This is a genomic window from Demequina pelophila (genome assembly GCF_000971175.1).
In the GTDB taxonomy this organism is placed as follows: Bacteria; Actinomycetota; Actinomycetes; order Actinomycetales; family Demequinaceae; genus Demequina; species Demequina pelophila.
This window is the reverse complement of the sequence record NZ_BBLY01000005.1, coordinates 127,721-150,592: the sequence shown is the minus strand read 5'-3', so window position 1 is coordinate 150,592 and position 22,872 is coordinate 127,721. Positions and strand designations below refer to the sequence as shown.

The 22,872-nt window shown below is 74.5% G+C and carries 17 protein-coding genes and 1 tRNA gene; 9 read left to right on the top strand and 9 right to left on the bottom strand.

Annotated elements, in window-relative coordinates; translation table 11 throughout:
* Positions 1-23: 23 nt before the first annotated feature.
* Positions 24-2,006: an ATP-dependent helicase gene (locus tag AOM03_RS08700; protein WP_062380404.1), complete on the top strand. Its 1,983-nt coding sequence runs from the start codon at positions 24-26 to the stop codon at positions 2,004-2,006.
* Between the two features lie 27 nt (positions 2,007-2,033).
* On the opposite strand, the gene AOM03_RS08695 is transcribed toward AOM03_RS08700, so the two are convergent.
* From AOM03_RS08695 to AOM03_RS08690, 3 genes are all read right to left on the bottom strand, one after another.
* Positions 2,034-2,879 carry a hypothetical protein gene (locus AOM03_RS08695; RefSeq protein ID WP_062380402.1) on the bottom strand — a complete coding sequence of 282 codons (846 nt, stop codon included), beginning with the start codon at positions 2,877-2,879 and terminating at the stop codon, positions 2,034-2,036.
* Between the two features lie 162 nt (positions 2,880-3,041).
* A complete protein-coding gene (locus AOM03_RS12875; protein ID WP_169746423.1) occupies positions 3,042-3,200 on the bottom strand; it encodes a DUF5679 domain-containing protein in 159 nt (52 codons plus the stop codon).
* Between the two features lie 127 nt (positions 3,201-3,327).
* The gene (locus AOM03_RS08690; protein ID WP_227589943.1) at positions 3,328-4,716 is read right to left on the bottom strand and encodes a zinc-dependent metalloprotease; all 1,389 of its coding nucleotides are present in this window, start codon (positions 4,714-4,716) and stop codon (positions 3,328-3,330) included.
* A gap of 134 nt (positions 4,717-4,850) precedes the next feature.
* On the opposite strand from AOM03_RS08690, the gene AOM03_RS08685 reads away from it, so the two are divergent.
* Positions 4,851-5,939, top strand: coding sequence for a YlbL family protein (locus AOM03_RS08685; RefSeq protein ID WP_062380400.1), 1,089 nt, complete (start codon positions 4,851-4,853; stop codon positions 5,937-5,939).
* Between the two features lie 48 nt (positions 5,940-5,987).
* A complete protein-coding gene (locus AOM03_RS08680; protein WP_082092279.1) occupies positions 5,988-9,077 on the top strand; it encodes a UPF0182 family membrane protein in 3,090 nt (1,029 codons plus the stop codon).
* Between the two features lie 396 nt (positions 9,078-9,473).
* Here AOM03_RS08680 and AOM03_RS08675 read toward each other — a convergent pair whose 3' ends face one another.
* Entirely contained in the window at positions 9,474-10,283 is an 810-nt protein-coding gene (locus AOM03_RS08675; protein WP_062380398.1) for a DUF4328 domain-containing protein, read from the bottom strand.
* Positions 10,284-10,354: 71 nt separating this feature from the next.
* On the opposite strand from AOM03_RS08675, the gene AOM03_RS08670 reads away from it, so the two are divergent.
* The 5 genes from AOM03_RS08670 (at position 10,355) to AOM03_RS08650 (ending at position 16,240) form a co-directional block, all read left to right on the top strand.
* Positions 10,355-10,428: transfer RNA gene (locus AOM03_RS08670), tRNA-Met, on the top strand.
* Between the two features lie 223 nt (positions 10,429-10,651).
* Positions 10,652-12,253, top strand: coding sequence for a xylulokinase (locus AOM03_RS08665; protein ID WP_062380396.1), 1,602 nt, complete (start codon positions 10,652-10,654; stop codon positions 12,251-12,253).
* Positions 12,254-12,293: 40 nt separating this feature from the next.
* Positions 12,294-13,358, top strand: a complete 1,065-nt coding sequence (locus AOM03_RS08660; RefSeq protein ID WP_062380394.1) for a patatin-like phospholipase family protein — start codon at positions 12,294-12,296, stop codon at positions 13,356-13,358.
* A 165-nt stretch (positions 13,359-13,523) separates the two neighbouring features.
* Entirely contained in the window at positions 13,524-14,957 is a 1,434-nt protein-coding gene (locus AOM03_RS08655; RefSeq protein WP_082092278.1) for an APC family permease, read from the top strand.
* A gap of 59 nt (positions 14,958-15,016) precedes the next feature.
* The gene (locus tag AOM03_RS08650) at positions 15,017-16,240 is read left to right on the top strand and encodes an APC family permease (protein ID WP_227589942.1); all 1,224 of its coding nucleotides are present in this window, start codon (positions 15,017-15,019) and stop codon (positions 16,238-16,240) included.
* Here the strand turns inward: AOM03_RS08650 and AOM03_RS08645 are convergent.
* Genes AOM03_RS08645 through AOM03_RS08635 form a run of 3 tightly spaced genes read right to left on the bottom strand, consistent with a single transcriptional unit; the run spans position 16,213 to position 17,482 of the window.
* Positions 16,213-16,584 carry a fluoride efflux transporter FluC gene (locus AOM03_RS08645; RefSeq protein WP_062380392.1) on the bottom strand — a complete coding sequence of 124 codons (372 nt, stop codon included), beginning with the start codon at positions 16,582-16,584 and terminating at the stop codon, positions 16,213-16,215. The genes AOM03_RS08650 and AOM03_RS08645 overlap by 28 nt on opposite strands.
* The gene (locus AOM03_RS08640) at positions 16,581-16,994 is read right to left on the bottom strand and encodes a CrcB family protein (RefSeq protein ID WP_062380390.1); all 414 of its coding nucleotides are present in this window, start codon (positions 16,992-16,994) and stop codon (positions 16,581-16,583) included. Before AOM03_RS08640 ends, AOM03_RS08645 begins: the two co-directional genes overlap by 4 nt.
* Positions 16,991-17,482 (bottom strand): DUF2505 domain-containing protein, encoded by a 492-nt coding sequence (locus tag AOM03_RS08635; protein ID WP_062380388.1) that lies wholly within the window; start codon positions 17,480-17,482, stop codon positions 16,991-16,993. The genes AOM03_RS08640 and AOM03_RS08635 overlap by 4 nt, the downstream gene beginning before the upstream one ends.
* 58 nt (positions 17,483-17,540) lie before the next feature.
* Between AOM03_RS08635 and AOM03_RS08630 the strand changes: the two genes are divergently transcribed.
* Positions 17,541-19,004 (top strand): sensor histidine kinase, encoded by a 1,464-nt coding sequence (locus AOM03_RS08630; RefSeq protein WP_062380386.1) that lies wholly within the window; start codon positions 17,541-17,543, stop codon positions 19,002-19,004.
* 111 nt (positions 19,005-19,115) lie between these two features.
* Here the strand turns inward: AOM03_RS08630 and AOM03_RS08625 are convergent, their stop codons facing one another.
* Both AOM03_RS08625 and AOM03_RS08620 read right to left on the bottom strand, forming a co-directional pair.
* Positions 19,116-19,370: a WhiB family transcriptional regulator gene (locus AOM03_RS08625; RefSeq protein WP_062380383.1), complete on the bottom strand. Its 255-nt coding sequence runs from the start codon at positions 19,368-19,370 to the stop codon at positions 19,116-19,118.
* Positions 19,371-19,811: 441 nt separating this feature from the next.
* Positions 19,812-22,817 (bottom strand): FtsK/SpoIIIE domain-containing protein, encoded by a 3,006-nt coding sequence (locus AOM03_RS08620; RefSeq protein ID WP_062380381.1) that lies wholly within the window; start codon positions 22,815-22,817, stop codon positions 19,812-19,814.
* Positions 22,818-22,872 lie beyond the last annotated feature (55 nt).

Here is a 22,872-nt window from a genome sequence, read left to right as displayed (position 1 = left end):
CGGCCCCTGAGACAATGGCGGGGATGTCCGCAGACCAGATCCTCGACGCCCTCGACCCCGAACAGCGGGAGGTCGCCACCGCCCTGCACGGGCCCGTGTGCGTGCTCGCCGGCGCGGGCACGGGCAAGACCCGTGCGATCACGCACCGCATCGCCTACGGCGTGCGGGTGAGCGCCTACGCTCCGCAGTCGGTGCTCGCCGTCACCTTCACCGCCCGCGCGGCGGGGGAGATGCGCCAGCGCCTGCGCGGCCTGGGCGTCGCCGGCGTGCAGGCGCGCACCTTCCACGCCGCCGCGCTGCGCCAGCTCAGCTACTTCTGGCCCGAGGCCGTGGGCGGCCAGATGCCGCGCCTGCTCGAGCACAAGGCGCAGCTGGTGGGCCGGGCGGCGCACGCGGTGGGCGTCAACCCCGACCGCATGGCCGTGCGCGACCTCGCCTCCGAGATCGAGTGGTCGAAGGTGTCGCTGGTGAGCCCGTCCGACTACGCCGCGGAGATCGCCCGGCTGGGCCGGCCCGCCCCGGCCGGCCTCGCGCCGGCGCAGGTCGTCGATGTCATGCGCGCGTACGAGGACGCGAAGACGGACGCGGTGGCGCTCGACTTCGAGGACATCCTGCTGCTGCTCGTCGACATCCTCACCCGCTTCCCGGAGGTGGGCGACCAGATCCGCCGCCAGTACCGCCACTTCGTGGTGGACGAGTACCAGGACGTCTCGCCGCTGCAGCAGGAGCTGCTCACCCGCTGGCTGGGCGGGCGGCGGGAGCTCTGCGTGGTGGGCGACCCGGCGCAGACCATCTACTCCTTCGCCGGCGCGACCCCCAGCCACCTGCTGGGCTTCGGCCGCACCTATCCGGACGCGACCCAGGTCCGCCTGGTGCGCGACTACCGCTCGACCCCGCAGGTGGTGCGCCTCGCGAACGAGCTCATGCACGTTCGCGGCGCGGCGTCCACGGGCGTCGAGCTGCAAGCCCAGCGCCCGTCGGGCCCAGCCCCCGACTACAAGGCCTTCGAGGACGATGCGGCGGAGGCCCAGGGCGTCGCCGCCGGCATCGCGCGGCTCATGGCGGCGGGCGTGCCCGCCTCGGAGATCGCGGTGCTGTACCGCATGAACAGCCAGTCCGAGGCGGTCGAGGAGGCGCTGGCCGAGCACGGCATCGGCTACCTGGTGCGCGGCGGGCAGCGGTTCTTCGACCGCGACGAGGTCAAGCGCGCGGTGGTGCTGCTGCGCGGCGCCGCCGTCGCCGCCGACGACCGCCCGCTGGGCGAGCGGGTGCGCGAGACGCTCATGGACCTGGGCTGGTCCGAGGAGCCCCCCGCCGCGCGCGGCGCCGTCCGCGAGCGCTGGGACGCGCTCCAGGCGCTCGTGAACCTGGCCGACGACCTCGCCACGGACGTCGGGGCGGGCGCGACCCTGCGCGAGTTCGTCGAGCACCTGGCCGAGCGCGCGCAGGCGCAGCACGCCCCGGCCGTCGAGGGCGTCACGCTCACGTCGATGCACGCGGCGAAGGGCCTCGAGTGGGACGCGGTGTTCATCATCGGCTGCTCGGAGGGGCTGCTGCCCATCACCCACGCGGAGACCCCCGAGGCCGTCGAGGAGGAGAAGCGCCTGCTCTACGTGGCGATCACGCGCGCCCGCGAGCACCTCACGCTCAGCTTCGCCCGCTCGCGCAAGGCCGGCGGCCGCGGCACCCGCAAGCGCACCCGCTTCCTCGAGCGCCAGTGGCCCGACGCGCGGCCCGCGCGCCAGCAGCGCCGGTCCGCGTCCTCGCAGCTCGCGGACCTGGGGCCCGAGGAGCTGCGGTTGTTCGAGTCGCTCAAGAAGTGGCGCCTCGCGATCGCGCAGGAGACCTCCAAGCCCGCCTTCACCGTCCTCGTCGACTCGTCGCTCGTCGAGATCGCGCAGCGTCGGCCCGGCACGCTGGGCGACCTCGCCCAGGTGGGCGGCGTGGGCGCCTCGAAGCTCGACAAGTACGGGCTCGACATCCTGGAGATCGTCGCCGCGCACTGAGTCGGGCAGCGGGCCCTGCGCGCGGGCCTACCCCGCCGTGCACCGGCACCGCGGATGCAGGCGCGTCGCGTGCGGCGCGGGAAGGCCGCGCTCGACGCGCCACGCCGGCGCCGGGCCGCCGGCGAGCAGCGCCACGAGCGACGCGGCGGCGAGGGACGATGCGGTGGCCGCCGTCGCGGCGTCCACCCGGGGGCGGCGGAACAGGCATTGGCGCGCCAGCACGGGCCACGCCGGGTCCTCGTCCGTGAGCGCGAGGTCCCGGCAGTGCAGGCACGGGTCCCGGCCGGGCCGCACGGGGACCACGTGCGCGCCTGCCTCGTCGGTGAGGAGCGCGACGTGGGGCGTGCGGGTCACGTCGAGGGCATGCACGTGCTCCGGGGCGACCGCGGCCATCGCGACGACGAGCTCGGCGTCCACCTCGCGGGAGTCGTCGAGCTCGACGTGGGTCGCGGGCGCCAGGGCGGCGAGGAGCCGGGCGGCCTCGGCGACGCGCGCGCCGGGGGAGGGCGACGGCGGGTCGGTGGGGCGCGGCGCGCCGTTCGTGCCCGTCGGTCCGCCCACGCGCCACGGCGTGTCGACGAGGCTCAGCGTGCCCACCCCGGCGCGGGCGAGGGCGAGCGCGGCCAGCGACCCCGCCTCGGTGAGGCCCCGCACGCGCACGCGGGCGTCGGCCAGGCCGGCCCGCGCATCGTCCCCTGCCGTCTCGACCAGGCCCGAGCGTCGCAGCCGGGCGGCCAGGGCGCGATCCACGGGGGCCCCGCGGTCCGCGAGCCGCGCCGCCGCGGCGAGGGGGACCGTCACCGGGCGCGCGAGCCCCACCTGCGCGGTCCCGTCGCCGCGCCACAGGACGGGGACACCCGCGCGTGGCCGCATCCACCCACGGTGGCACGGGCATCGGCCCCGGCCCCGGCTGTCCACAGGCGGGCGGGACACCTGCGGGCCGGGTGGCCGGGTGGCGGCGCCGGTGCCGGGCACCACCAGGTACGACAAGGGCCGGCACCCGTGCGGGTGCCGGCCCTTGGAGGTCGGGGGGTGTTACGCCTTGCCGAGGATGCGGTTCAGCTTGGTGCCGCACTCGGGGCAGGTGGCCTTCGCCATGCGGCGGCCGTTCTCCGAGACGACCACGTCGCCCTCGGCCTCACGCTTGGTCTTGCACTTCACGCAGTAGAACTCGCCCTGGTACTTGTCGGCCATTCGGCTCTCCTTTGCTCATCGGCGCGCAAGGGGGCGCGCCGCACGTACTTCGAGCCCCGGCGGGGCCGTCGTGACTCAGCGTAAGCGGAAAACCGGGCCGTTCGTGCGCACGCGGGCGCCCCGCGTGTCAGGACTCGTCGGGCGCGTCGCCCCTCAGGAGCCGCTCGAGCTCCCGATCGACGTCGTCCGCGGGCTCTCCCGCGACCCGGCGGTCGACCCAGCCGCGCCAGTCGTCGAGGTCCTGCGACGTGGGCAGCAGGTCGGGGTGCGACCACACCGCGTCGCGGTCCTCGGGGCCGGCCTGGGCGGCGAGGGCGGCCCACAGCGCGCTCGCGTCGCGCATGCGGCGCGGCCGCAGCTCGAGGTCGAGCAGGTTGGCGAACGTGTCCTCGGCGGGGCCGCCGGCCGCACGGCGCCGCCGCATCATCTCCCGCATGGGGCCGATCTGCGGCAGGTGGGGGGCGGCCGCGCGCACCGTGACGTCGTCGACCCAGCCCTCGATGAGGGCGAGCAGCGTCTCGATGCGCTCGAGGGTCTCCTTCTGCTCGTCGGTGTGGTGCGAGGCGAAGATGCCGCGGTTGAGCGCCTGCTGGAGCTTCTCCGGGTCGCCGAAGCCCGCGTCGCGCACGGCCTCCTCGAGCGCCTCGAGGTCGATGGTGATGCCCGAGGCGTAGCGGCCGATGAGCGCGTGCAGCTGCCCGGGCAGCCAGGGTGCCGCGCCGAATAGGCGCACGTGGGCCGCCTCGCGCAGCGCGAGGTACGAGCGCACGTCGTCCTCGTCGATCTCGAGGCCCTCCGCGAACTCGGCGACCGCCCGCGGCAGCAGCGCGACCCGCGGCTCCGACAGCAGCGGGATGCCCAGATCCGTGCCGCCGAACGCCTGACGCGCCATCTCGCCCGCCGCCTGGCCCATGTGCATGCCGCACACGGTGGGGCTGACGGTGCGCAGCAGGGCGCGGGGGTCGAATCCGCCGGGGGCGTCGAGGCCCTCGGGCAGGCCGCCCGGCAGATCGCCGGGAAGATCGTCGGGCAGGGGAGCGTCGCCCAGGATGCCGCTCAGGGCCTTCGACACCGAGACGGCGACCGGGCCGGCGAGCGTCTTCCACGTGGGCAGCGTCGCCTCGACCCACTCCGCACGGCTCCACACGCGCGGCTGGAGGCGGGCGGGGTCGAACGACGTCACCGCGTCGAGCCACAGCTCCGCGCGGGACACGGCGGCGCGGTGGGCGTTCGCCTGCGCGGCGGTCACGGTCGGATCGCCACCCTGCGCGGCCACGCCGCGGGCCACGTCGTGGGCCAGCTTCCAGTTGACGTCCTCGCCGTCGGACTGCGTGACGAGCGCGCGCATCTGGCGCAGGACGTGGTCCATCATCGCGGGGTTGGCGGCGAGGCCCGAGGTGGCGGCGAGCTGGTCGGGATCCACGCCCATCCGCTTCATCTCCTCGAGGGCGGCCTCCGCATCGTCCCCGAACAACTCACGCAGCAGCCTCATCCAGGGCGTCGACTCGTCGGTCACGTTCTCTCCTCGCACGCACGCACGCGGAGTGCGTGCACCCCACCACGGTAACGAAGGACGCGGCCGGGGCATCCCCCCTTTCGCTACCAGCAATGCCGCGCCTTGACCGCCCGCGAGTGCGGGACAATGGCCCGGTGACCACCACCGATGCCTCGCCGACCGCGCCCGACACGCGCGGTGCATCGTCCCGCCGCGCGGCCGTGATGTCCTTCACCGGGCTGGGTGCCAGCGTGCTCATCGCCGGGCTCACGGTGCTGCCCGCCCCGTACGCGATCGGCGGCGCGGGCCCCACCTTCGACACGCTCGGCGAGGTCGACGGGGAGCCGATCGTCGCGATCGAGGGCGCCCCGACGTACGACGCGTCCGGCGAGCTGCGCCTCACCACCGTCTCGGTGTCCGCCGCGGGCCGCCAGCCGTTCACGCTCGGCCGCGTGCTCGTGGGCTGGGCCTCGGAGCGCAACTACGTGGTGCCGCAGGAGGAGGTCTTCGGCACCCCGGAGGAGGAGGCGCTGGTCGAGGAGCAGGCCGCGCAGGCGTGGATCTCCTCGCAGGACCAGGCGACCGTGGCGGCGCTCGACACGCTCGGCATCGACGTGCCCGCCACCATCACGGTGGTGCAGGTCTCCTCCGACTCCAACGCGGAGGGCCTGCTGGAGGAGGACGACGTCCTGGTCGCGATCGACGGCGTGGACATCACGACCCTGCCCGGCCTCACCGAGGCCGTGCGCGACCGCGCGCCGGGCGACGACATCGAGGTGACCGTCGACCGCGACGGCGAGCGCGTCACCGAGACGTTCGCCACGATCGACGGCGGCAACGGCGTGCCCCTCATGGGCATCGTCATCACCCCCGACTACGAACTCCCGATCGACCTCACGGTCGCGATCGACGACGTGAGCGGGCCCAGCGGCGGGCTCATGTTCGCGCTCGGGATCATCGACCGGCTCACCCCCGAGGACGAGCTCGCGGGCGCCCTGGTCGCCGGCACCGGCACCATCAACGAGGCCGGCGACGTGGGCGCCATCGGCGGCGTCCGCATGAAGCTGTGGGGGGCGGTCGACGCCGGGGCCGAATGGTTCCTCGCGCCCGCCTCCAACTGCTCCGAGGTGACGGGCAACGTGCCCGACGGCCTCACCGTGGTCGCCGTCGACACGCTCGACGAGGCGTACGACGCCATCACGCGCATCGGCGTCGGCGAGACCACCGGCTTCCCGTCCTGCTGACTGTGGCAGGCTTGACCCAGTTCCCTTGACGCAAGAGAAGGACCTTCTGTGACGTTCGACGACGACCGTTTCGCCCGCCCGGTGCGACCGGCCCCGGTGCCCAGGCGGCGCTCCCCGCTCGCGATCACCGCCGTGGTGGTCGGTGTGCTGGTGCTCGCCGCCATCGCCACCGCCAACCTCTGGACGGAGATCGTCTGGTACGACCACCTGGGCTTCACCGAGGTGTGGCGCACGCAGTGGATCGCGCGCATCGCGCTGTTCCTCGCGGGCGCGGCCATCGCCGGTGCCGCGGTGTGGCTCAACCTGTGGATCGCCAAGCGGGTGCGCCCCGCGCGCACGGGCGGACGCACCCAGCTCGACCAGCTGCGCGAGCAGATCGCGCCACTGGAGCGCGCCGCGATGCTGGTGCTCCCGGTGGTCGTCGCGATCATCGTGGGCCTCGCGCTGTCCGCACAGTGGGAGACCGTGCTCGCCTGGCTCAACCAGCAGCCGTTCGGCGTCACGGACCCGCAGTTCGACCTCGATGCGTCGTTCTACGTCTTCACCCTGCCCGTCATCAACCTGCTCATCACGCTGGTGATGTCGCTCGCGATCCTGTGCACGGTCATCGCGGCGTTCGTGCACCTGCTGTACGGCGGCATCTCCGGCTCGGGCCGGTCCTTCGTCGCGTCGAAGGGCGCGCGCATCCAGCTCGCGATCCTGGGCGCGATCGTCATGCTCGCCGTGGCCGCGAATTACTGGTTCGACCGCTTCGGGCTGCTCACGTCGAGCGGTGAGAAGTTCTTCGGCGCCTCCTACACGGACGTCAACGCGATCATGCCGTCGCGCTCGATCCTGGCCGGCATCGCGATCCTCGTCGCGCTCGTCTTCCTCGTGGTCATCTGGCGCGGAGACTGGCGGATCCCCGCCGTGGGCATCGGCCTCATGGTGCTGTCCGCCGTGGCGATCGGCTCGATCTACCCCGCGATCGTCCAGCGCTTCCAGGTGTCGCCCAACGAGCAGGAGTTCGAGGAGCCGTTCATCCAGCGCAACATCGACTCGACGCTGTTCGCGTACGGCCTCGACGACTACGAGGTCACGCCGTACCGGGCCAGCGTGGACGCCGACGCGGACGCGCTGCGCGGCGACGCGGAGACCACCGCGCAGATCCGCCTGCTCGACCCGAACATCGTCGCCCCGGCGTTCCAGCAGCTGCAGCAGAACAAGCAGTACTACAACTTCGACTCCGTCCTGAACGTCGACCGCTACGAGCTGGACGGCGAACACCAGGACACCGTCATCGCGGTGCGCGAGCTCAACCTTGACGGCCTGTCGGACGAGAACCGCAACTGGGTCAACGACCACACGGTGTTCACCCACGGCTTCGGCGTGGTCGCCGCGTACGGCAACCAGACCACCGTGGACGGTCAGCCGCGCTTCTACGAGGGCGGCATCCCCTCGACCGGGCTGCTGGGCGAGTACGAGCCGCGCATCTACTTCGGCCGCACCCTGCCGGACTACTCGATTGTGGGCGCCCCCGAGGGCACCACGCCGTGGGAGCTCGACTACCCGGACGACGACTCCGCGACCGGTCAGGTGAACACCACCTACGCCGGCGACGGTGGCCCGTCGATCGGCAACCTGTTCGAGAAGCTGATGTACGCGATCCGCCTGGGCGAGGAGCAGATCCTCTTCTCCGACCGCGTCACGTCGGAGTCGCAGATCCTGTACCACCGCGACCCGCTCGAGCGCGTCGCGCGCGTGGCCCCGTACCTCCAGCTCGACTCCACCACGTACCCCGCGGTGGTCGACGGTCGCGTGGTGTGGGTGGTCGACGGCTACACGACCACCGACCAGTTCCCGTACTCGGCGCCCATCCAGTCGTCCTCGCTGTTCGCGCCGGAGTCGACCTCGCCGCTGGGCACCACGCTCAACTACGTGCGCAACTCGGTCAAGGCGACCGTGGACGCGTACGACGGCTCGGTGAACCTCTACGTCTGGGACGAGGAGGACCCGCTCCTGCAGACCTGGCAGGGCATCTTCCCGGCCTCGATGAAGCCCATGTCCGAGATCTCGGGCGACCTCATGAGCCACCTGCGCTACCCGGAGGAGCTCTTCACCATCCAGCGCTACCAGCTGCAGAACTACCACGTGGAGGACGCGGCGTCGTTCTACTCCGGTCAGGACTTCTGGCAGGTGCCGGCGGACCCCAACGACTCGACGCAGCGTCAGCCGTCGTACTACCTGACCCTGCAGATGCCGGAACAGGACGAGCCGTCGTTCTCCCTCACCACCAACTTCATCCAGGGCGGCAACAACCCGCGCAACATCCTCACCGGATACCTGGCGGTGAACTCGGAGACCGGCAACGCCGACGGCGAGGTCGCGGAGGACTACGGCACGCTGCGGCTGCTCGAGCTCCCGCGTGACACCACCATCCCCGGCCCCGGCCAGGTGCAGAACAACTTCAACTCGGACTCCGAGGCGCAGACCACGCTGAACCTGCTGCGTCAGGGCGAGACCACGGTCATCAACGGCAACCTGCTCACGCTGCCGCTGGGCGGCGGGCTGGTGTACGTCCAGCCCGTGTACGTTCAGGCCAGCCAGGGCACGCGCGTGCCGCTGCTGCGCAAGGTCTTCGTGTCCTTCGGCGAGCAGGTGGGCTTCGCCGACACGCTCGGCGAGGCGCTCGACCAGGTGTTCGGCGAGGGTGCGTCCGAGGGCACCGAAGAGCCCGTGGAGGACCCGGGTGCGGGCGCCGACGACGGGGCCACCGACGACGGCACCGGGTCGGGCTCGACCGATGACGGCACCGGCTCCGGCTCCGGCGACGTGGCCGCCGAGGAGGCGCTCCGCGACGCGCTCGACCGCGCCAACCAGGCGATCCTCGACGGGGAGGCGGCGCTCGCGGAGGGCGACTTCGCGGCGTACGGCGAGGCGCAGGACCGCCTCGCGGCCGCGATCGCCGATGCGCTGGCCGCCGAGGCGGAGATCAGCGGGGAGCCGGTTGTCAGCGAGTCGGAGGACGCGACCGCGGGCGACTCGGATGGGTCGACCGATGGCTCGACGGACGGCTCGACGGACGGCTCGACCGACTCCGGCGAGACGACGGCCCCCGAGGTCACCCAGACCCCGGAGGATGACATCACCTCCGCGTGATGCACTGAACGCGACGGCGGCCCCTCACCCGATCGGGTGAGGGGCCGCCGTCGTTGTGGGGTGGGACCGGGCGCGGCCGGGTGCTGGTGCGAGCCGCGGAGCACCCAGCGGTCCCCCCCTGCGGCTTGCCCTGCGGCATTCCCTACGCCTTGCCCTGTGCGCCGCCCCTGCGGTCCGGGACACTCAGGACCGCCAATCCGGTCCGCGTGCGTCCTGCGGGACAGCGGGGACCGCGGCCCTCGGAGCGCACCGGTCCTCGCTGTCCCGCAGGATGCAGAACCGCCGTTGCAGCGGTCCCCACTGTCCCGGACCCGCGGAGCGGCACCCGCGCGAGCAGGCACCCGCGGACAGGCACCCGCGAGCAGGCACCCGCGGGCAGGCACCCGCGCCCCCGCCCTATGCCTGCGCGCGCGCTGCCTCGAGGTGGCGCGCGGTGGTGCCTGCGACGTAGGCGCGGAGGAACACCCACGAGATCACGATCGCGACCGCGGAGATCCACGTGAGGGGCACGATCTGGTCGAGTGCCTCGGGGTTCGTGAGCTCCCCGCTCGTGATGTCGATCGCCATGAACTGCGCGGCGCCCGCGGCACCCTGAGCGCCCTGGCTGGCGAGCCACGGCAGCCACCAACCGAGCAGGACGCCCCAGCCGACCGCGCCGCGGGAGATGGCCCGCGCGCCCCACACGGGCAGGACCATGTTGCCGAGAGGCACGAACCATCCCCACCACTCGACCGATCGCGGCCCTCCGGCGGGGCGACCGGCCGCCTCGACGTTGCGGCGGATGCGGCTCGCCCAGAGCCCGTAGGTCACCAGGGAGGCGACCATGAGCAGCGGGGTGAGCGTCTGGAGGAACACCCCGGCCGTCACGTTGAGCTCGCCGGTCTCGAGAGTGTCGCGAATCGCGTCCACCTCGCCCGGGACAAGCACCGCGCCGATCACGGTGAGCGCGGCGACCGCGCCGGTGACGATCAAGAACGCCTTGGCCAGGGTGACGGGCGGCTCGACGAGCTGGCCGTTGCGATCGAGCAGCGGGCCCTGGGGCGCGCCCGACTGGGGTGCGCCCGCCTGGTAGGCGCCGTAGCCGGCGGGGGCCGCGGCACCGGGGATCATGCCGGGCGCCGAGGCCCCCGGAATCATGCCCGGCGGGGTGGTCGGCGGCTCGAAGGGATCGCGCGGGGCGGAGGGATCGGGAGTGCTGTCGCTCATGCCTCGACCCTAGCGAGCCGGACGCGATTTGGACCCAGCCCCGCGGGTGGTGTACAGTTGCAACTCGCCGACGCGGGGTGGAGCAGTTCGGTAGCTCGCCGGGCTCATAACCCGGAGGTCGCAGGTTCAAATCCTGTCCCCGCTACGAATCGAGAAAGGCCCGGACCATCTGGTCCGGGCCTTTCTCGTTCTCCGGGCCGGCGCATCGTCCCCGGAACGGCCCGCACGGTGGCGGGATCGCCCGGTTCAGGGGACGATGCACGGGACCGTGAGGTTCAACGGCCCCTCTCGGGGCCGTACCCTTTTGGACAACGTTCACATCGGCGCCCGGCGAGGGGCGCCCATCAACAGATCGAGGGGTGGCGGCGATGGCGCAGCAGCAGGTCGACGTGGTCGAGGCGATTCGCGAGGGAAGCACGGCGCTGGGGATCGAGCTCGGCTCGACCCGCATCAAGGCGTGCCTGATCGGTCCGGACCACGCGGTGATCGCGACCGGCAGCCACGCGTGGGAGAACCAGTTCGTCGACCGCGTGTGGACCTACCCGCTCGAGTCCGTGTGGGAGGGCCTCCAGGCGGCCTTCGCGGACCTCGTGGCCAACGTGGAGCGCGAGCACGGCGTTCGCCTGACCTCCGTGGGCGCGCTCGGCGTGTCCGCGATGATGCACGGCTACCTCGCGTTCGACGCCCAGGACGAGCTGCTGGTCCCGTTCCGCACGTGGCGCAACACCACCACGGAGGCCGCCGCGTCGGAGCTCACCGAGGTGCTCGGCTTCAACTTCCCACTGCGCTGGTCGGCGTCGCACCTCTACCAGGCGATCCTGGACCAGGAGGCGCACGTCCCGGACGTCGCCTTCTTCACCACGCTCGCGGGCTACGTGCACTGGCGCCTCACCGGCCGCAAGGTGCTGGGCGTCGGCGACGCCTCGGGCATGTTCCCCATCGACCCGGCCACGCGCGACTACGACGCGGACATGCTGGGTCGCTTCCAGGGCCTGGTCGACGCCCGCCAGCCCGGTCTCGACGTCCGTGCGATCCTCCCCGAGGTGCTCGTGGCCGGGCAGGATGCCGGCGCGCTCACGCTCGAGGGCGCGGAGCTGCTCGACCCGACCGGCGGCCTCCAGGCAGGCGCCGCCGTGTGCCCGCCCGAGGGCGACGCCGGCACCGGCATGATCGCGACGAACGCGGTCGCGCCGCGCACCGGCAACATCAGCGCCGGCACTTCGATCTTCGCCATGGTCGTGCTCGAGAAGCCGCTGGAGAGCGTGCACGAGGAGCTCGACATCGTCACCACCCCGGCCGGCGACCTGGTCGCGATGGTGCACTGCAACAACGGCGCCTCGGAGCTGGGCACCTGGGCCGGCGTCTTCACGGAGTTCGCGGCCGCGATGGGCGTCGAGGGCGGCTCGGACGCCGTGTTCGCCGCGCTCTTCGGCGCCGCGCTCGAGGGCGAGGCTGACGGTGGCGGCCTGCTCGCCTACAACTACCTGTCCGGCGAGCCCATCACGGGCCTCGCGGAGGGCCGCCCGCTGTTCGTGCGCACGCCCGGCAGCCGCCTCACGCTCGCGAACTTCATGCGCACCCAGCTCTACGGCGCCTTCGGCACGCTCAGCCTGGGCATGAACGTCCTCCACGGCGAGGGCGTGAAGCTCGACTCGATGTTCGCGCACGGCGGCATGTTCCGCACCGCGGGCGTGGCGCAGCGGCTGCTCGCCGCCGCGATCGAGGCGCCCGTCACGGTGGGCGACACCGCCTCCGAGGGCGGCGCGTGGGGCATCGCGGTGCTCGCGGAGTTCGTCCGCACGGGCGCGACCGCGGACCTGAGCGCGTACCTGTCCGACCAGGTGTTCGCGGGCGCGGCGCTCGACGTCGCCGAGCCCGTCGCGGCGGACGTGGAGGGCTACCGCGCGTGGCTCGCCCAGTACGAGGCGGGCCTCGCGATCGAGCGCGCCGCGACGGAGGCCATCCACTAGGCGTGGTCCGGGGGTCGGTCCCGGCGGTTAGCCTGAGCCAGTGACCGACTCCCGACCGACCATCGCCCTCTCGCTCGGCAGCGGCGGGGCGCGCGGCTACGCGCACATCGGCGTCCTCGAGGAGATCGAGGCGCGCGGCTGGGAGGTCGTCGGCGTCGCCGGCTCCTCCATGGGCGCGCTCGTCGGCGGGCTGTGGGCGGCCGGCGGCCTTGGCGCCTACCGCGAGTGGGTCGAGTCGATGTCGCGTCGCGACGTGCTGTGGATGATGGACCCCGCCTTCAAGGGCGCGGGAGCCATGCGGGCGGACAAGATCATGCGCCGCATCAGCGACATCCTGGGCGACACCCGCATCGAGGACCTCCCGATCCCGTACACCGCGGTCGCGACGGACCTGCTGTCGCAGTCCGAGGTCTGGTTCACCTCGGGCTCGCTGGTCGACGCGATCCGCGCGTCGATCGCGATCCCCACGGTGATCACGCCGGTCCAGCGGGACGGCCGGCTTCTCGCGGACGGCGGCATCCTCAACCCGGTCCCGGTGATCCCGCTCGCCTCGGTACGGGCCGATGCGACGGTGGGCGTCAACCTGGCCGGCACCTTCGTGGGGGGCAACGCGGCCAAACCGCCGGTGAACGCGGACTCGGGGCCGCTCGCCAGGCTTCCCCGGCTGCGCCTGCCCACCGTCCACATCGCGGAGCCGCGGCTGCTGGGGATGATCGGCGACCGCTTCTGGCCACGGGGTGACGGGGGTCAGGGTGGGGGGAGTCAGGGCGAGGGGGCACAGGACGACACCGAGCGCGCGGTGGCGCCCGCGGACGAGCCCGCCTCCATGCCCGGGCCGCCCGGCGCATCGTCCCCGGAGGCCGGAGACGGTGCGACCCAGCCCTTCGACGTCACCACCCTCGACGTGTTCGACCGGGCGCTCCAGACCATCCAGAACTCGCTCCAGCGCTACCGGCTCGCCGGCTACCCGCCGGACGTCATGATCGAGATCCCGTCCGACTCGTGCGGCACGCTCGACTTCCACCGCGCCACCGAGATGATCGGGGTGGGGCGCGAGGAGGCGCGCGCCGCGTTCGACGCCTGGGGCGGCCCGCCCCGCCGCTGACGAGGCGCTCGCGACGCTCGCACCAGGGACGGAGCCGGTCCTCGCGCCGGCGTCCGCCACGCCCCGCCCGGGACACAAGTCTCGCGATTCGGACATTGGTGTGCTTACGCTCTTCGTCGGACCGCGCACCCGTGGTCCCGCTCGTCGACCGATGAAGGGGCCCCTGTGAGCCACCCGACCACCGCACCTCGAGCCGGCGTCCGCTGGCTCCACGGACGCACCGCGCTGCTGATCGCCTTCGCCTTCTCCGTGATGGCGGACCCCGTCTCCTCCGTCGCCTACGCGATCGAGGCGGCGCTGCGCGCGCTCGACGGCAACCTCGGGCTCCTCCTGCCGGCGATGTCCGCCGTGGTCTTCGTGGTCGCGCTGGTGGTCACCAGCTACCACCAGCTGGTCGCCCGCTTCCCGGAGGGCGGAGGCTCCGCCGCGGCGACGGGCCGCGCCTTCGGCGAGGGCTTCTCCTTCATCCCCATGGGCGCGCTCGTCGTCGACTTCGTGCTCACCATCGCGATCTCCGTCGCGGCGGGCTCGGCCGCGATCGTGTCCTACCTGCCCGCGCTCGCGCCGTGGCGCCTGCCGCTCGCGCTGGGCCTGCTCGTCGTGGTCGCCGGCCTCATGTGGTTCGGCCACATGGGCCGCGCGGTCTTCGCGCTGCTCACCATGCTCTTCATCGCCGCCGCGGTGTCCGTGCTGGTCCCCGTGCTGGGCACCTCGCAGGTGCCCGCGGAGCCCTACACCGGCCTGCTCCACGGCGCGCCGCTCACGGTCGCGCTCGCGTTCCCCGTCGCCATGGCGCTCGCGACCGGCATCGAGGCGCCGTCCTCCGCGATCGCGCAGCTCGCCCAGCTCGACGACGACGGCCGCAAGTCCTTCGGCCGCTGGGCCCTGTGGCTCACGCTCGGCATCGTCGGCACGCTCACCCTGTCCATGACCGCGGCCGTCGTGTGGCTCAACGTCCAGCTCCCGGGCGAGGACTCGACGCTCGTCGCGGAGCTGGCGCGCGCAGCATCGTCCCCCGCGATCTTCGCCGCCTTCCAGGGGGCGACGGCGCTGCTGCTGCTGTCCGCCGCATCGTCCTCCTTCCAGGCCGGACCCGGCCTGCTCAAGGCCCTCGCCCGCTCCGAGCACGGCGCCTCGCGCCACGGCGTGCTGCCCGCCGTGCTGGGCCGCACCAACACCCACCACGTGCCCATCGTGGGCGTGCTCGTGTTTCTGGTGACCTCCGCCATCGTGGTGACCGCCGCGGGCGCCGAGGAGCAGAAGCTGGTCCTGTTCTACGCCGTCGCGGTCTTCGTCAGCTTCCTCATGGGCCTCATCGCCATGGCGACCTTCGCATGGCGCGAGCGCCGGCCGTTCTGGGTGACCATCAACGCCGTCGCCGCGCTCGCGGTGGGCTTCACCCTGGTCGCCAACGTCATGCGCCCCGCGGCGCTCGGCTCGCTCGCCGCGACCTTCATCGTCGCCGGCGGCCTGTACTGGGCCTGGGTGCGTGCGGGCCGCCCGCGCGGCGCCGCCAACGCGGTGGCCGAGTCCGAGGCCGGCGAGACCCAGGTCGACGAGCTGGTCCACGACGAGCTCGAGGGCAACCCCCAGGGCTGACCCCGCTCCACCCGCCGTAGCCCATTCCCCGCGGCGGCGCCCGTGGCTAGCCTGGGCGCGTGACCGCACGCCGCGTGGGCCTCGCCGGGGCCACTGCCATCGGGCTGGGCTCCATGCTCGGCGCCGGAGTCTTCGTCGTCTGGGGTCCCGCGGCCGCCGCCGCCGGAGGCCTCCTCCCGTGGGCGGTCGCGCTTGCGGGCCTCGTCGCGGTTCTCAACGCCGGCTCGACCGCGCAGCTCGCCGCGGTCCACCCGGTCGCCGGCGGGGCGTACGCGTTCGGCCGCGCGGAACTGGGGGAGTGGCCCGGATTCCTCGCGGGCCTGGGCTTCGTGCTCGGCAAGACCGCGTCCGTCGCGGCGATCGGGCTCGCGATCGGGGTGTACGTGTGGCCCGAGCGGCCCGCGCTCGTCGCGACCGTCGCGATCGCCGCCTCGTGGGCACTCAACTCGCGCGGCATCACCCGCACCGCGGGCGCGTCCATCGCGATCGCCGGCTTCGTCATCGCGGTGCTGCTGCTGGTGCCGGCCGCGGCGGAGCAGGCGCCGGGCGCCTCGGTCGGCTCGGGCCCCGGCTGGACCGGCGTGCTCGCCGCCGCGCCGCTGCTGTTCTTCGCCTTCGCCGGCTACGCGCGCATCGCGACGCTCGGGGAGGAGGTCCGCGACCCCGCGCGGGTGATCCCCCGCGCGATCGGCGGCGCGCTCACGCTGGTCCTCACGGTGTACCTCATGCTCGCGCTCGTGCTGCCGCGGGCCCTGGGAGACGACCTCGCCGGATCGACGGCGCCGGTGGCCGATGCGGTGGCCGGGTCCTGGCTGCCGGTTCCCCTGATCACGGCGGCCGCGGCGGTCGCCGCCGCGGGATCCCTGCTGGCGCTCACCGCGGGCGTGGGCCGCACCGCGATGGCGATGGCCCGCGCGGGCGACCTGCCGCGCAGGCTCGCCCGGCAGAATTCGCGCGGCGTGCCCGCGCTGGCCGAGGGCGCCTCCGCGCTCGCCGCGGTGGGCCTCGCGTGGTGGGGCGATCTGACCCTCGCGATCGCGATGTCCTCGTTCGCGGTGCTGCTGTACTACGCCGTCGCGAACGCGGCCGCGTTCCGCGCGGCGGGCGCCGGGCACGTGGCCGGGTGGCGGATGGCGCGGCCGCTCAGCGCGCTGGGACTCGCGCTGTGCGTGGGGCTGATGGCGTGGCTGCCCCCGGTCGCGATCGCGGCGGCCGCGGGCGTGCTCGTCGTGGGGCTCGCGGTGCGCGCGCTGATTCAGGCGAGGGCGCGGACCAGCGCGTAGCCGGCCCAGGCCGCGGCGAGGCCCACGGCGAGGGTCGCGCCCACGTACGCGGCGACCGCGCCGCGGCGGCCCGCCTTGGCGAGCACCACCACGTCCACCGCGAGCGAGGAGAAGGTCGACAGGCCGCCCGCGACCCCCGTGCCCAGGGCGAACGTCCACGCGGGGGAGAGCAGCGCATCGTCCCCCGCCGCGACCACGGCCCCCAGGAGCGCCGCGCCGAGCGCGTTGGCCGCGACGGTAGGCCACGGGAAGGTGCGGCGCGCGTCGAGCCAGCCGAGCGCGAAGCGCGCGCACGCGCCCAGGCCGCAGCCCAGGATCGCGGCGACGTAGGCCCAGCCGCTCACTCGTTCTCCTCCTCGAGCACCTCGCGCACGTCGACGGGAGTGCGCGGCCGGTCGCCCAGGGCCCAGCCGACCAGGGCGCCGCCCACGCACGCCGCGATGGTGCCCGCGAGCGCGGCCGCGGCGGCCCAGCCGGGGACCCCGGCCGACCACTGCAGCACCGCGAGCGAGGAGAACGTGGTGAAGCCGCCGAAGAACCCGGGGCCGATCGCGGGGAAGCCGGCCCACGGGCCGCGCGCCTGCGTGCGCGCGACCACGGCCGCGAGCAGCGTCGAGCCGACCACGTTGATCGCGAGCAGGTCCCAGGGGAACGGGGACGGGTCGGCGGGGAGGAGCTCCTGGAGGCCGATGCGGGCGGCGCCGCCCAGGGCGCCGCCGATCAGGACGAGTGCGAGGTCGCCCGCGCGACTCACCGAGCGAGCCAGGCGTCCGCGGCCGCGAGCTCGGCCACGAAGGCGCGCTCCACCGTGCGCGCGACGGCCTGCTCGATCATCGCCCCGACGAAGGGCACGTTGGCGACCGCGTCGCCCGTGGCCAGGAACTCGGTGCCGTCGCCGGCGGGACGCAGGCTCACGGCCCCCGCGACGTGCCCGGGCGCGCCTGCCACGTCGACGGCGAAGGTGCCCACGCGCTCGTCGCCGTCCGGGGCCTCCCAGGCCTCCGTGTAGGTGATCGTGAGCTCCTTGCCCAGGAACGAGCGCATCTCGGCGGGGATCGAGCCGGTGGGCACCAGGCGGCGGGCGACGGCCGTGAAGGCGCCGTTCGAGCGCACGTCGACGTCGGCGTCGACGGACACCGCGCCGGTCGACTCGGCGCGGGCGCGCTGGAAATCCTGGTCCTGGAGCATGGCGACCACCTGGTCGATGCTCGCGGCGAACCGATGCTGGTGTGTGATCTTCACGAGTGGAACCCCCGGCCCTCAGGCTATCGCGACGGCGTGGGCGTCCTAGGCTACTGCCGTGGCCACCCTGCGCGAGACGATCGAGACCTTCACCCCCGTGACCGATGCGGAGGCCGACTGGCTCGCGCTGCTGGTCTCCGACTGGCAGATCATCGCGGACCTGAGCTTCGCGGACCTGGTGCTGTGGCGCCAGCACGGGGACTCGTTCGTCGCCGTCGCCCAGTGCCGTCCGTCCACGGGCCCCACCGTCCACCTGGACGACGTGGTGGGCCAGCCCGCCTCCGCGGGCCGGGTCGCGCACCTGCGCCGGGCGCTCGAGGAGGGCGGGATCGTCGCCTCGCGCGAGCCTCGCTGGGACGAGACCTACGCGGTCCGCGAGGATGCGCTGCCGGTGATGATGGACGGCCGCGCCGTCGCGCTCATCACCCGCGAGGTGTCGCAGGCGGTGTCGCGCTCGTCCAGCCGTCTCGAGCTCAACTACAAGGGCGCGGCCGACGACCTGCTGCGGATGGTGACGCGGGGCGAGTTCCCGGTCCACACGACCACCACGGGCCCGCGTCGCGGCGCGCCGCGCGTGGGCGACGGCGTGCTGCGCCTCGACGCGGTGGGTCACGTCACCTACGCGAGTCCCAACGCGCTGTCGTGCTTCCACCGCCTGGGCGTCCACGGCTCGCTGATGAACAAATCGCTGCCGCGCGTGACCAGCGAACTGCTCGAGGACGTGGGCTTCGTCGACGAGACCCTCGCACTGGTGGTGGCCGGTCGCGCGGCCTGGCGCACCGACCTCGAGGCGAACGGCGCCTGCCTGTCCCTGCGCGCGATCCCGGTGTCCGACCACGGCAACCGGGTGGGCGCGGTGCTGCTGTGCCGCGACGTGTCGGACCTGCGCCGCCGCGAGCGCGAGCTGATCACCAAGGACGCGACCATCCGCGAGATCCACCACCGGGTCAAGAACAACCTGCAGACGGTCGCGGCGCTGCTGCGGCTGCAGTCGCGCCGGGTCAAGGCCGAGGAGGCCAAGGAGGCCCTCGCGGAGGCGATGCGGCGCGTGTCCACGATCGCGCTGGTGCACGAGACGCTGTCGGGCACCCTCGACGAGCTGGTGAACTTCGACGAGCTCGTGTCGCGCTCGATCCGCATGGCGGCGGAGGTCGCGTCGCCGGACACGCAGGTGCGCATCCTGAACAAGGGCGAGTTCGGGCTCATCCCCGCGCAGTACGCGTCCTCGCTCGCGCTCGTCATCACCGAGCTGGTGACCAACGCCGTCGAGCACGGCTTCGAGGGCCGCGAGCGCGGCACCATCACCGTCAACGCGCTGCGCGACGGCGACGCGCTCACGGTCGAGATCATCGACGACGGCGTGGGCATCAGCACGGATCCGTCCGGGCTCGGCTCGCAGATCGTCCGCACGCTCGTGCAGAACGAGCTGTCCGGCTCGATCGAGTGGCGCGCCGCGGAGGTCGGCTCGGTGGTCGACGTGCGGGCGCGCGTCGAGGAGCGGGCGTCCGACCCGCGCCTGTGACGGCAGCCGGCGCGGTGCGCCGCTGTCGGGGGCGCACCGGCGCGGCCCCCGGGACAGACGACAGGGCCCGGCCCGCGCGGTGAGCGCGGGCCGGGCCCTGGTCTGCTTGGCCTACTTGGCGGCGCGGCGGGCGCGCGCGGCCCGGCGCTTGAGCGAGCGGCGCTCGTCCTCGGACAGGCCGCCCCAGACGCCGGAGTCCTGGTTGTGCTCCATGGCCCACTGGAGGCAGGTGTCGCGCACGTCGCAGCCGCCGCAGACGGCCTTGGCCTTCTCGATCTGCACGAGCGCGGGGCCCGTGTTGCCGACCGGGAAGAACAGCTCCGGGTCGTCGACTTCGAGGCAGGCCGCGTTGTTGCGCCAATCCATGGGCTCTCCTAGGGGTAGCATGGCGCGTCGAACCCCGCGGGGGTGGTATGGGGGTCGAGGCGCCGGTGTCACTTGAACTGGATCCAGGCTCGCATAGGTAACGAACAGGTTTCAAGAGGTGTTTCCTGTGCGACATTTCACAAGCGATGAATCAACGGCCGCGAGCCGTCTCCACAACGGACCGAGGTCCCGGGAAAGGGCCTGGCGCGCGTGTGCGGCGGCCGTCGCGGCTGTCGAGGGCGCGGGGCTGGCGGCGATGGCCGTCGCCACGGCGATCGCCGCCGTGACCGGGGACGATGCACCGGTCGCCGGTGGCGGCGACCTCGCCTGGGGGCTGGCGGCCGCGGGGGTGCTCACCGCGGCGGCGCTGGGCGGCCTCGCCTGGGCGGTGGTGCGGGGCGCGGGCTGGGCCGTGACCGCGCTGCTGACGTGGCAGGCGCTTCAGGCCGCGGTGGGGGCCTCGGTGATCGACGGCATGCCGCTGCTGGGGTGGGCCGCGGTGGGACTGGGAGTCCTGGGCGCGGTGGCGTGCGTGCCCGTGATCCGCGCGATCCGGGACCGCGAGGAGACGTCCGGGCGCAGCTGAACCAGGCTCGCGCGCCCGTCGCGCGCGAGCAGGATCCGTCCCGCGACCGGCCGAGGGTCCGCGAGCCCGGGCTCGACGTCGATCCCCCAGGCGCGCAGGCGGCGGGGCGTGGGTCCCACGATCGCCAGCAGACCCGCGTGCCCGAGCGGGCTGACGGCGCACTCCACCCGGGCCCCCGCCGCGCCCAACACCGCGGCCGCGTGGTCGCGCTCGGGTGAGGGGTCCCCGACCACCGTGACCCGGTCCGCGTCGAGGATCGCGGGCCGTGCCCGGTCGCCCGCGACGCCGATCGCCTCGGGTCCCAGGGGGCCGTGCACCACGAGCGGGCGGCACGGCGACGGGGGCGCGACCGGTGCGGGATCCGTGAGGCGCAGCTCCGCCCACCCGGTCTCCAGGCGGGCCACGGCGGCGCCGGGGCCGGCCGGCGTGGCGGCGAGTTCCGGTGGCGCGCCCCACAGGATCGCCTCGGTCGCATCGAGGCCGGCGAGCAGGACCACCAGTCCCGCGCGCGCCGCCCACCGGGGGCTCCAGCCGGGCCCCGCGACGAGCGCCACGGGCACGGTACGGGAGAGGGCCTCGAGCGTCGCCTCGCCTGGGCCCAACCCCGCGGCGTCGAGGCGCTCGCAGGCGACCGCGGCGTCGTCCACCACGAGCGCCGGGGGGCGAGCCTCGAGCGCCAGGTGCGCCGTGCGCGCCGCCTCCCGGGGGTCCTCGGGGAGCATCCAGGCGCCCGGGGTCGCGGCGAGCACCGCCCTCAGCGCCCGCGCGCGCTCCGGCCCGCGGGGACCGACCACCACGCACGGCCCGGCGGCGCGGTCCCACGACACGGCACGGCGCTCGCGGCTGGCCGTGAGGTCGGCGAGGCCGATCGCGCCCGGGCCGGGATCGACGGTGCTCGGCAGCGGCGGCAGCCACAGGGGCGTGGCGCGCGTGCCGTCCTCGCGCGCGAGCGTGGTGAGCGGTGCTGCCGCCGGCGGCTCGCCGTCGAGTCGGACCGCCGCCGGCGTGGGCGTCGCGAGGGGGAGCGCCGCCTGGAAGGTGCGCCGCCAGCCCGGCGCGACGGCGATCGCGCGCCCCGGGCAGTCGGCGGGCAGCGCCGCGGCCGCCGCGTCCCCGACGAGGTCGCGGGACTCCGCGTCCGAGGCGCACCGCAGCGCGATGACGGTGGCGACGTTGGCCCGGATGGCGGGAGTGACGGCCCCGGCGGGACGCTGCGTCGCGAGGATCAGGTGCATGCCGAGCGAGCGCCCCTGCGCGGCCAGGCGGGTGAGCTCCGGGAGGAAGGCCGGTTCGCGCGCGGCGAGCTCCTGGAACTCGTCGACGACCACGACGAGGCGCGGCGGCGCGCCCGCGGCCTCCCAGGCGTGCCAGCCCGAGTGACCGGCGCCCGCGAGCGCGCGTTTGCGCCCCTCGAGCTCGTGCCGCAGGCCCAGCAGCGCCCGCCGCCACTGCCCGCCGTCGAGGTCCGTGAGCAGGCCGGCGACGTGGGGCAGCCGCGCGCACGCCGCGAGGCCCGCCCCGCCCTTGAAGTCGAGCAGCGCGACCGTCGCGTCGGCGGGGCCGTGGGCGGCGGCGAGCGCGCCGACGAGGGTCTCGAGCAGCGCCGACTTCCCCGCCCCGGTGGTGCCGGCGACCAGGACGTGGGGGCCGTCGCGGTCGAGGTCGAGCGTCACCGGCCCCTGGTCGGAGAACCCCAGCGGCACGGTCATCGCGCGGGCGGCACCGCGCCCGGTCCCGGCGGTCTCGCCGTGAGGAAGGTCCGCCCAGGCGATCTGCCGGGGCAGGCCCGGGCTGCGCGCTCCCGCGATCCTGCGCGCCGCCAGGTCCGCGCGCCCGGGCGAGACGAGCGCCGGCGTCCACGGGACGGACCGGCCCGCGCGGATGACGGTGCGATCGTCGGTGCGCAGGACGGTCCGCGCGCCGGTGGGCGGCGCGCCGCCCACCGGCACCACGGTGACGGCGGGAATGCCGCGGTCGTCGCTTTCGTCGAGCCACCGGGTCCAGGTCTCGGGGCAGGCGTGGGAGGCGCGGCCGGTCGCGAGCGCGAGCGCGCGGGCGACCTCGGCGCCTCCGGGGCCGACGATCGCGATCGGGTGCTCCAGGCCTGCGAGCCCGTCGAGGCCCGAGGGCGGCGGTGCCGGGCGGTGCCGCCGTCCCCGCGGCAGTGCGGCCGTCGCGAGTAGCGGGGCGAGGGCCACCAGGGCGAGCCACCAGCGCCCCAGCGCGACCGCGAGCGTCACCCCCGCGCCCAGGCTCGCGGCAAGGGCCGGCAGGCGACCCGTCAGCTGACCCGTGCGGGGAACCGCGGGGAGGTCCGCGACGAGGTCCGTGGGGCGGGATCCCGGGTGGTCGTGCGGGTCATCGGTGCTCCACGCCAGCACGGAGCCTCCCGCGTGCAGCCGGTCGCCGTGCTCCAGTGCGACCCAGCGCCTCCCGAGCCGTCGCGCCCGTCCCGCGCGCACCAGCAGGGTGCCATTGCGGGAGCCCGCGTCGCGGACCCGGCCGCGGGGGTCGAGGCGCAGGTGGGCGCGGCTGAGCAGCGGATCGGCGATCGCGTGCGGGCCCGCCCGGCCGAGCGTCGTCGTGGCGGTCGGCAGCGCGAGGAGCCCTCCCGCGTCGGGGCCGGCGACGCAGGTCAGCGCGGGACCGGGCGGTGGTGCGCTCTCCCCGCCGGGGCCCGCGGTGAGCAGTGCGCCCTCGAGCAGCGGGTGGACGCCTGCCGGATGGTCGGGGTCGAGGCGGCGCGCGCCGCACCACACCGCGGCCGGGGCGCCCGCGGCGGCGAGAATCCGCGCGAGCGTCGCCCCCGGCCTGGCCTCGAGGTCTCCGACCCCCTCCACGGTGACGCGCACGACGACCATGCCAGCGCATCGTCCCCGGGTGGGGTGGCGCGCCCGGCCCGTCCTGTGGACGGGC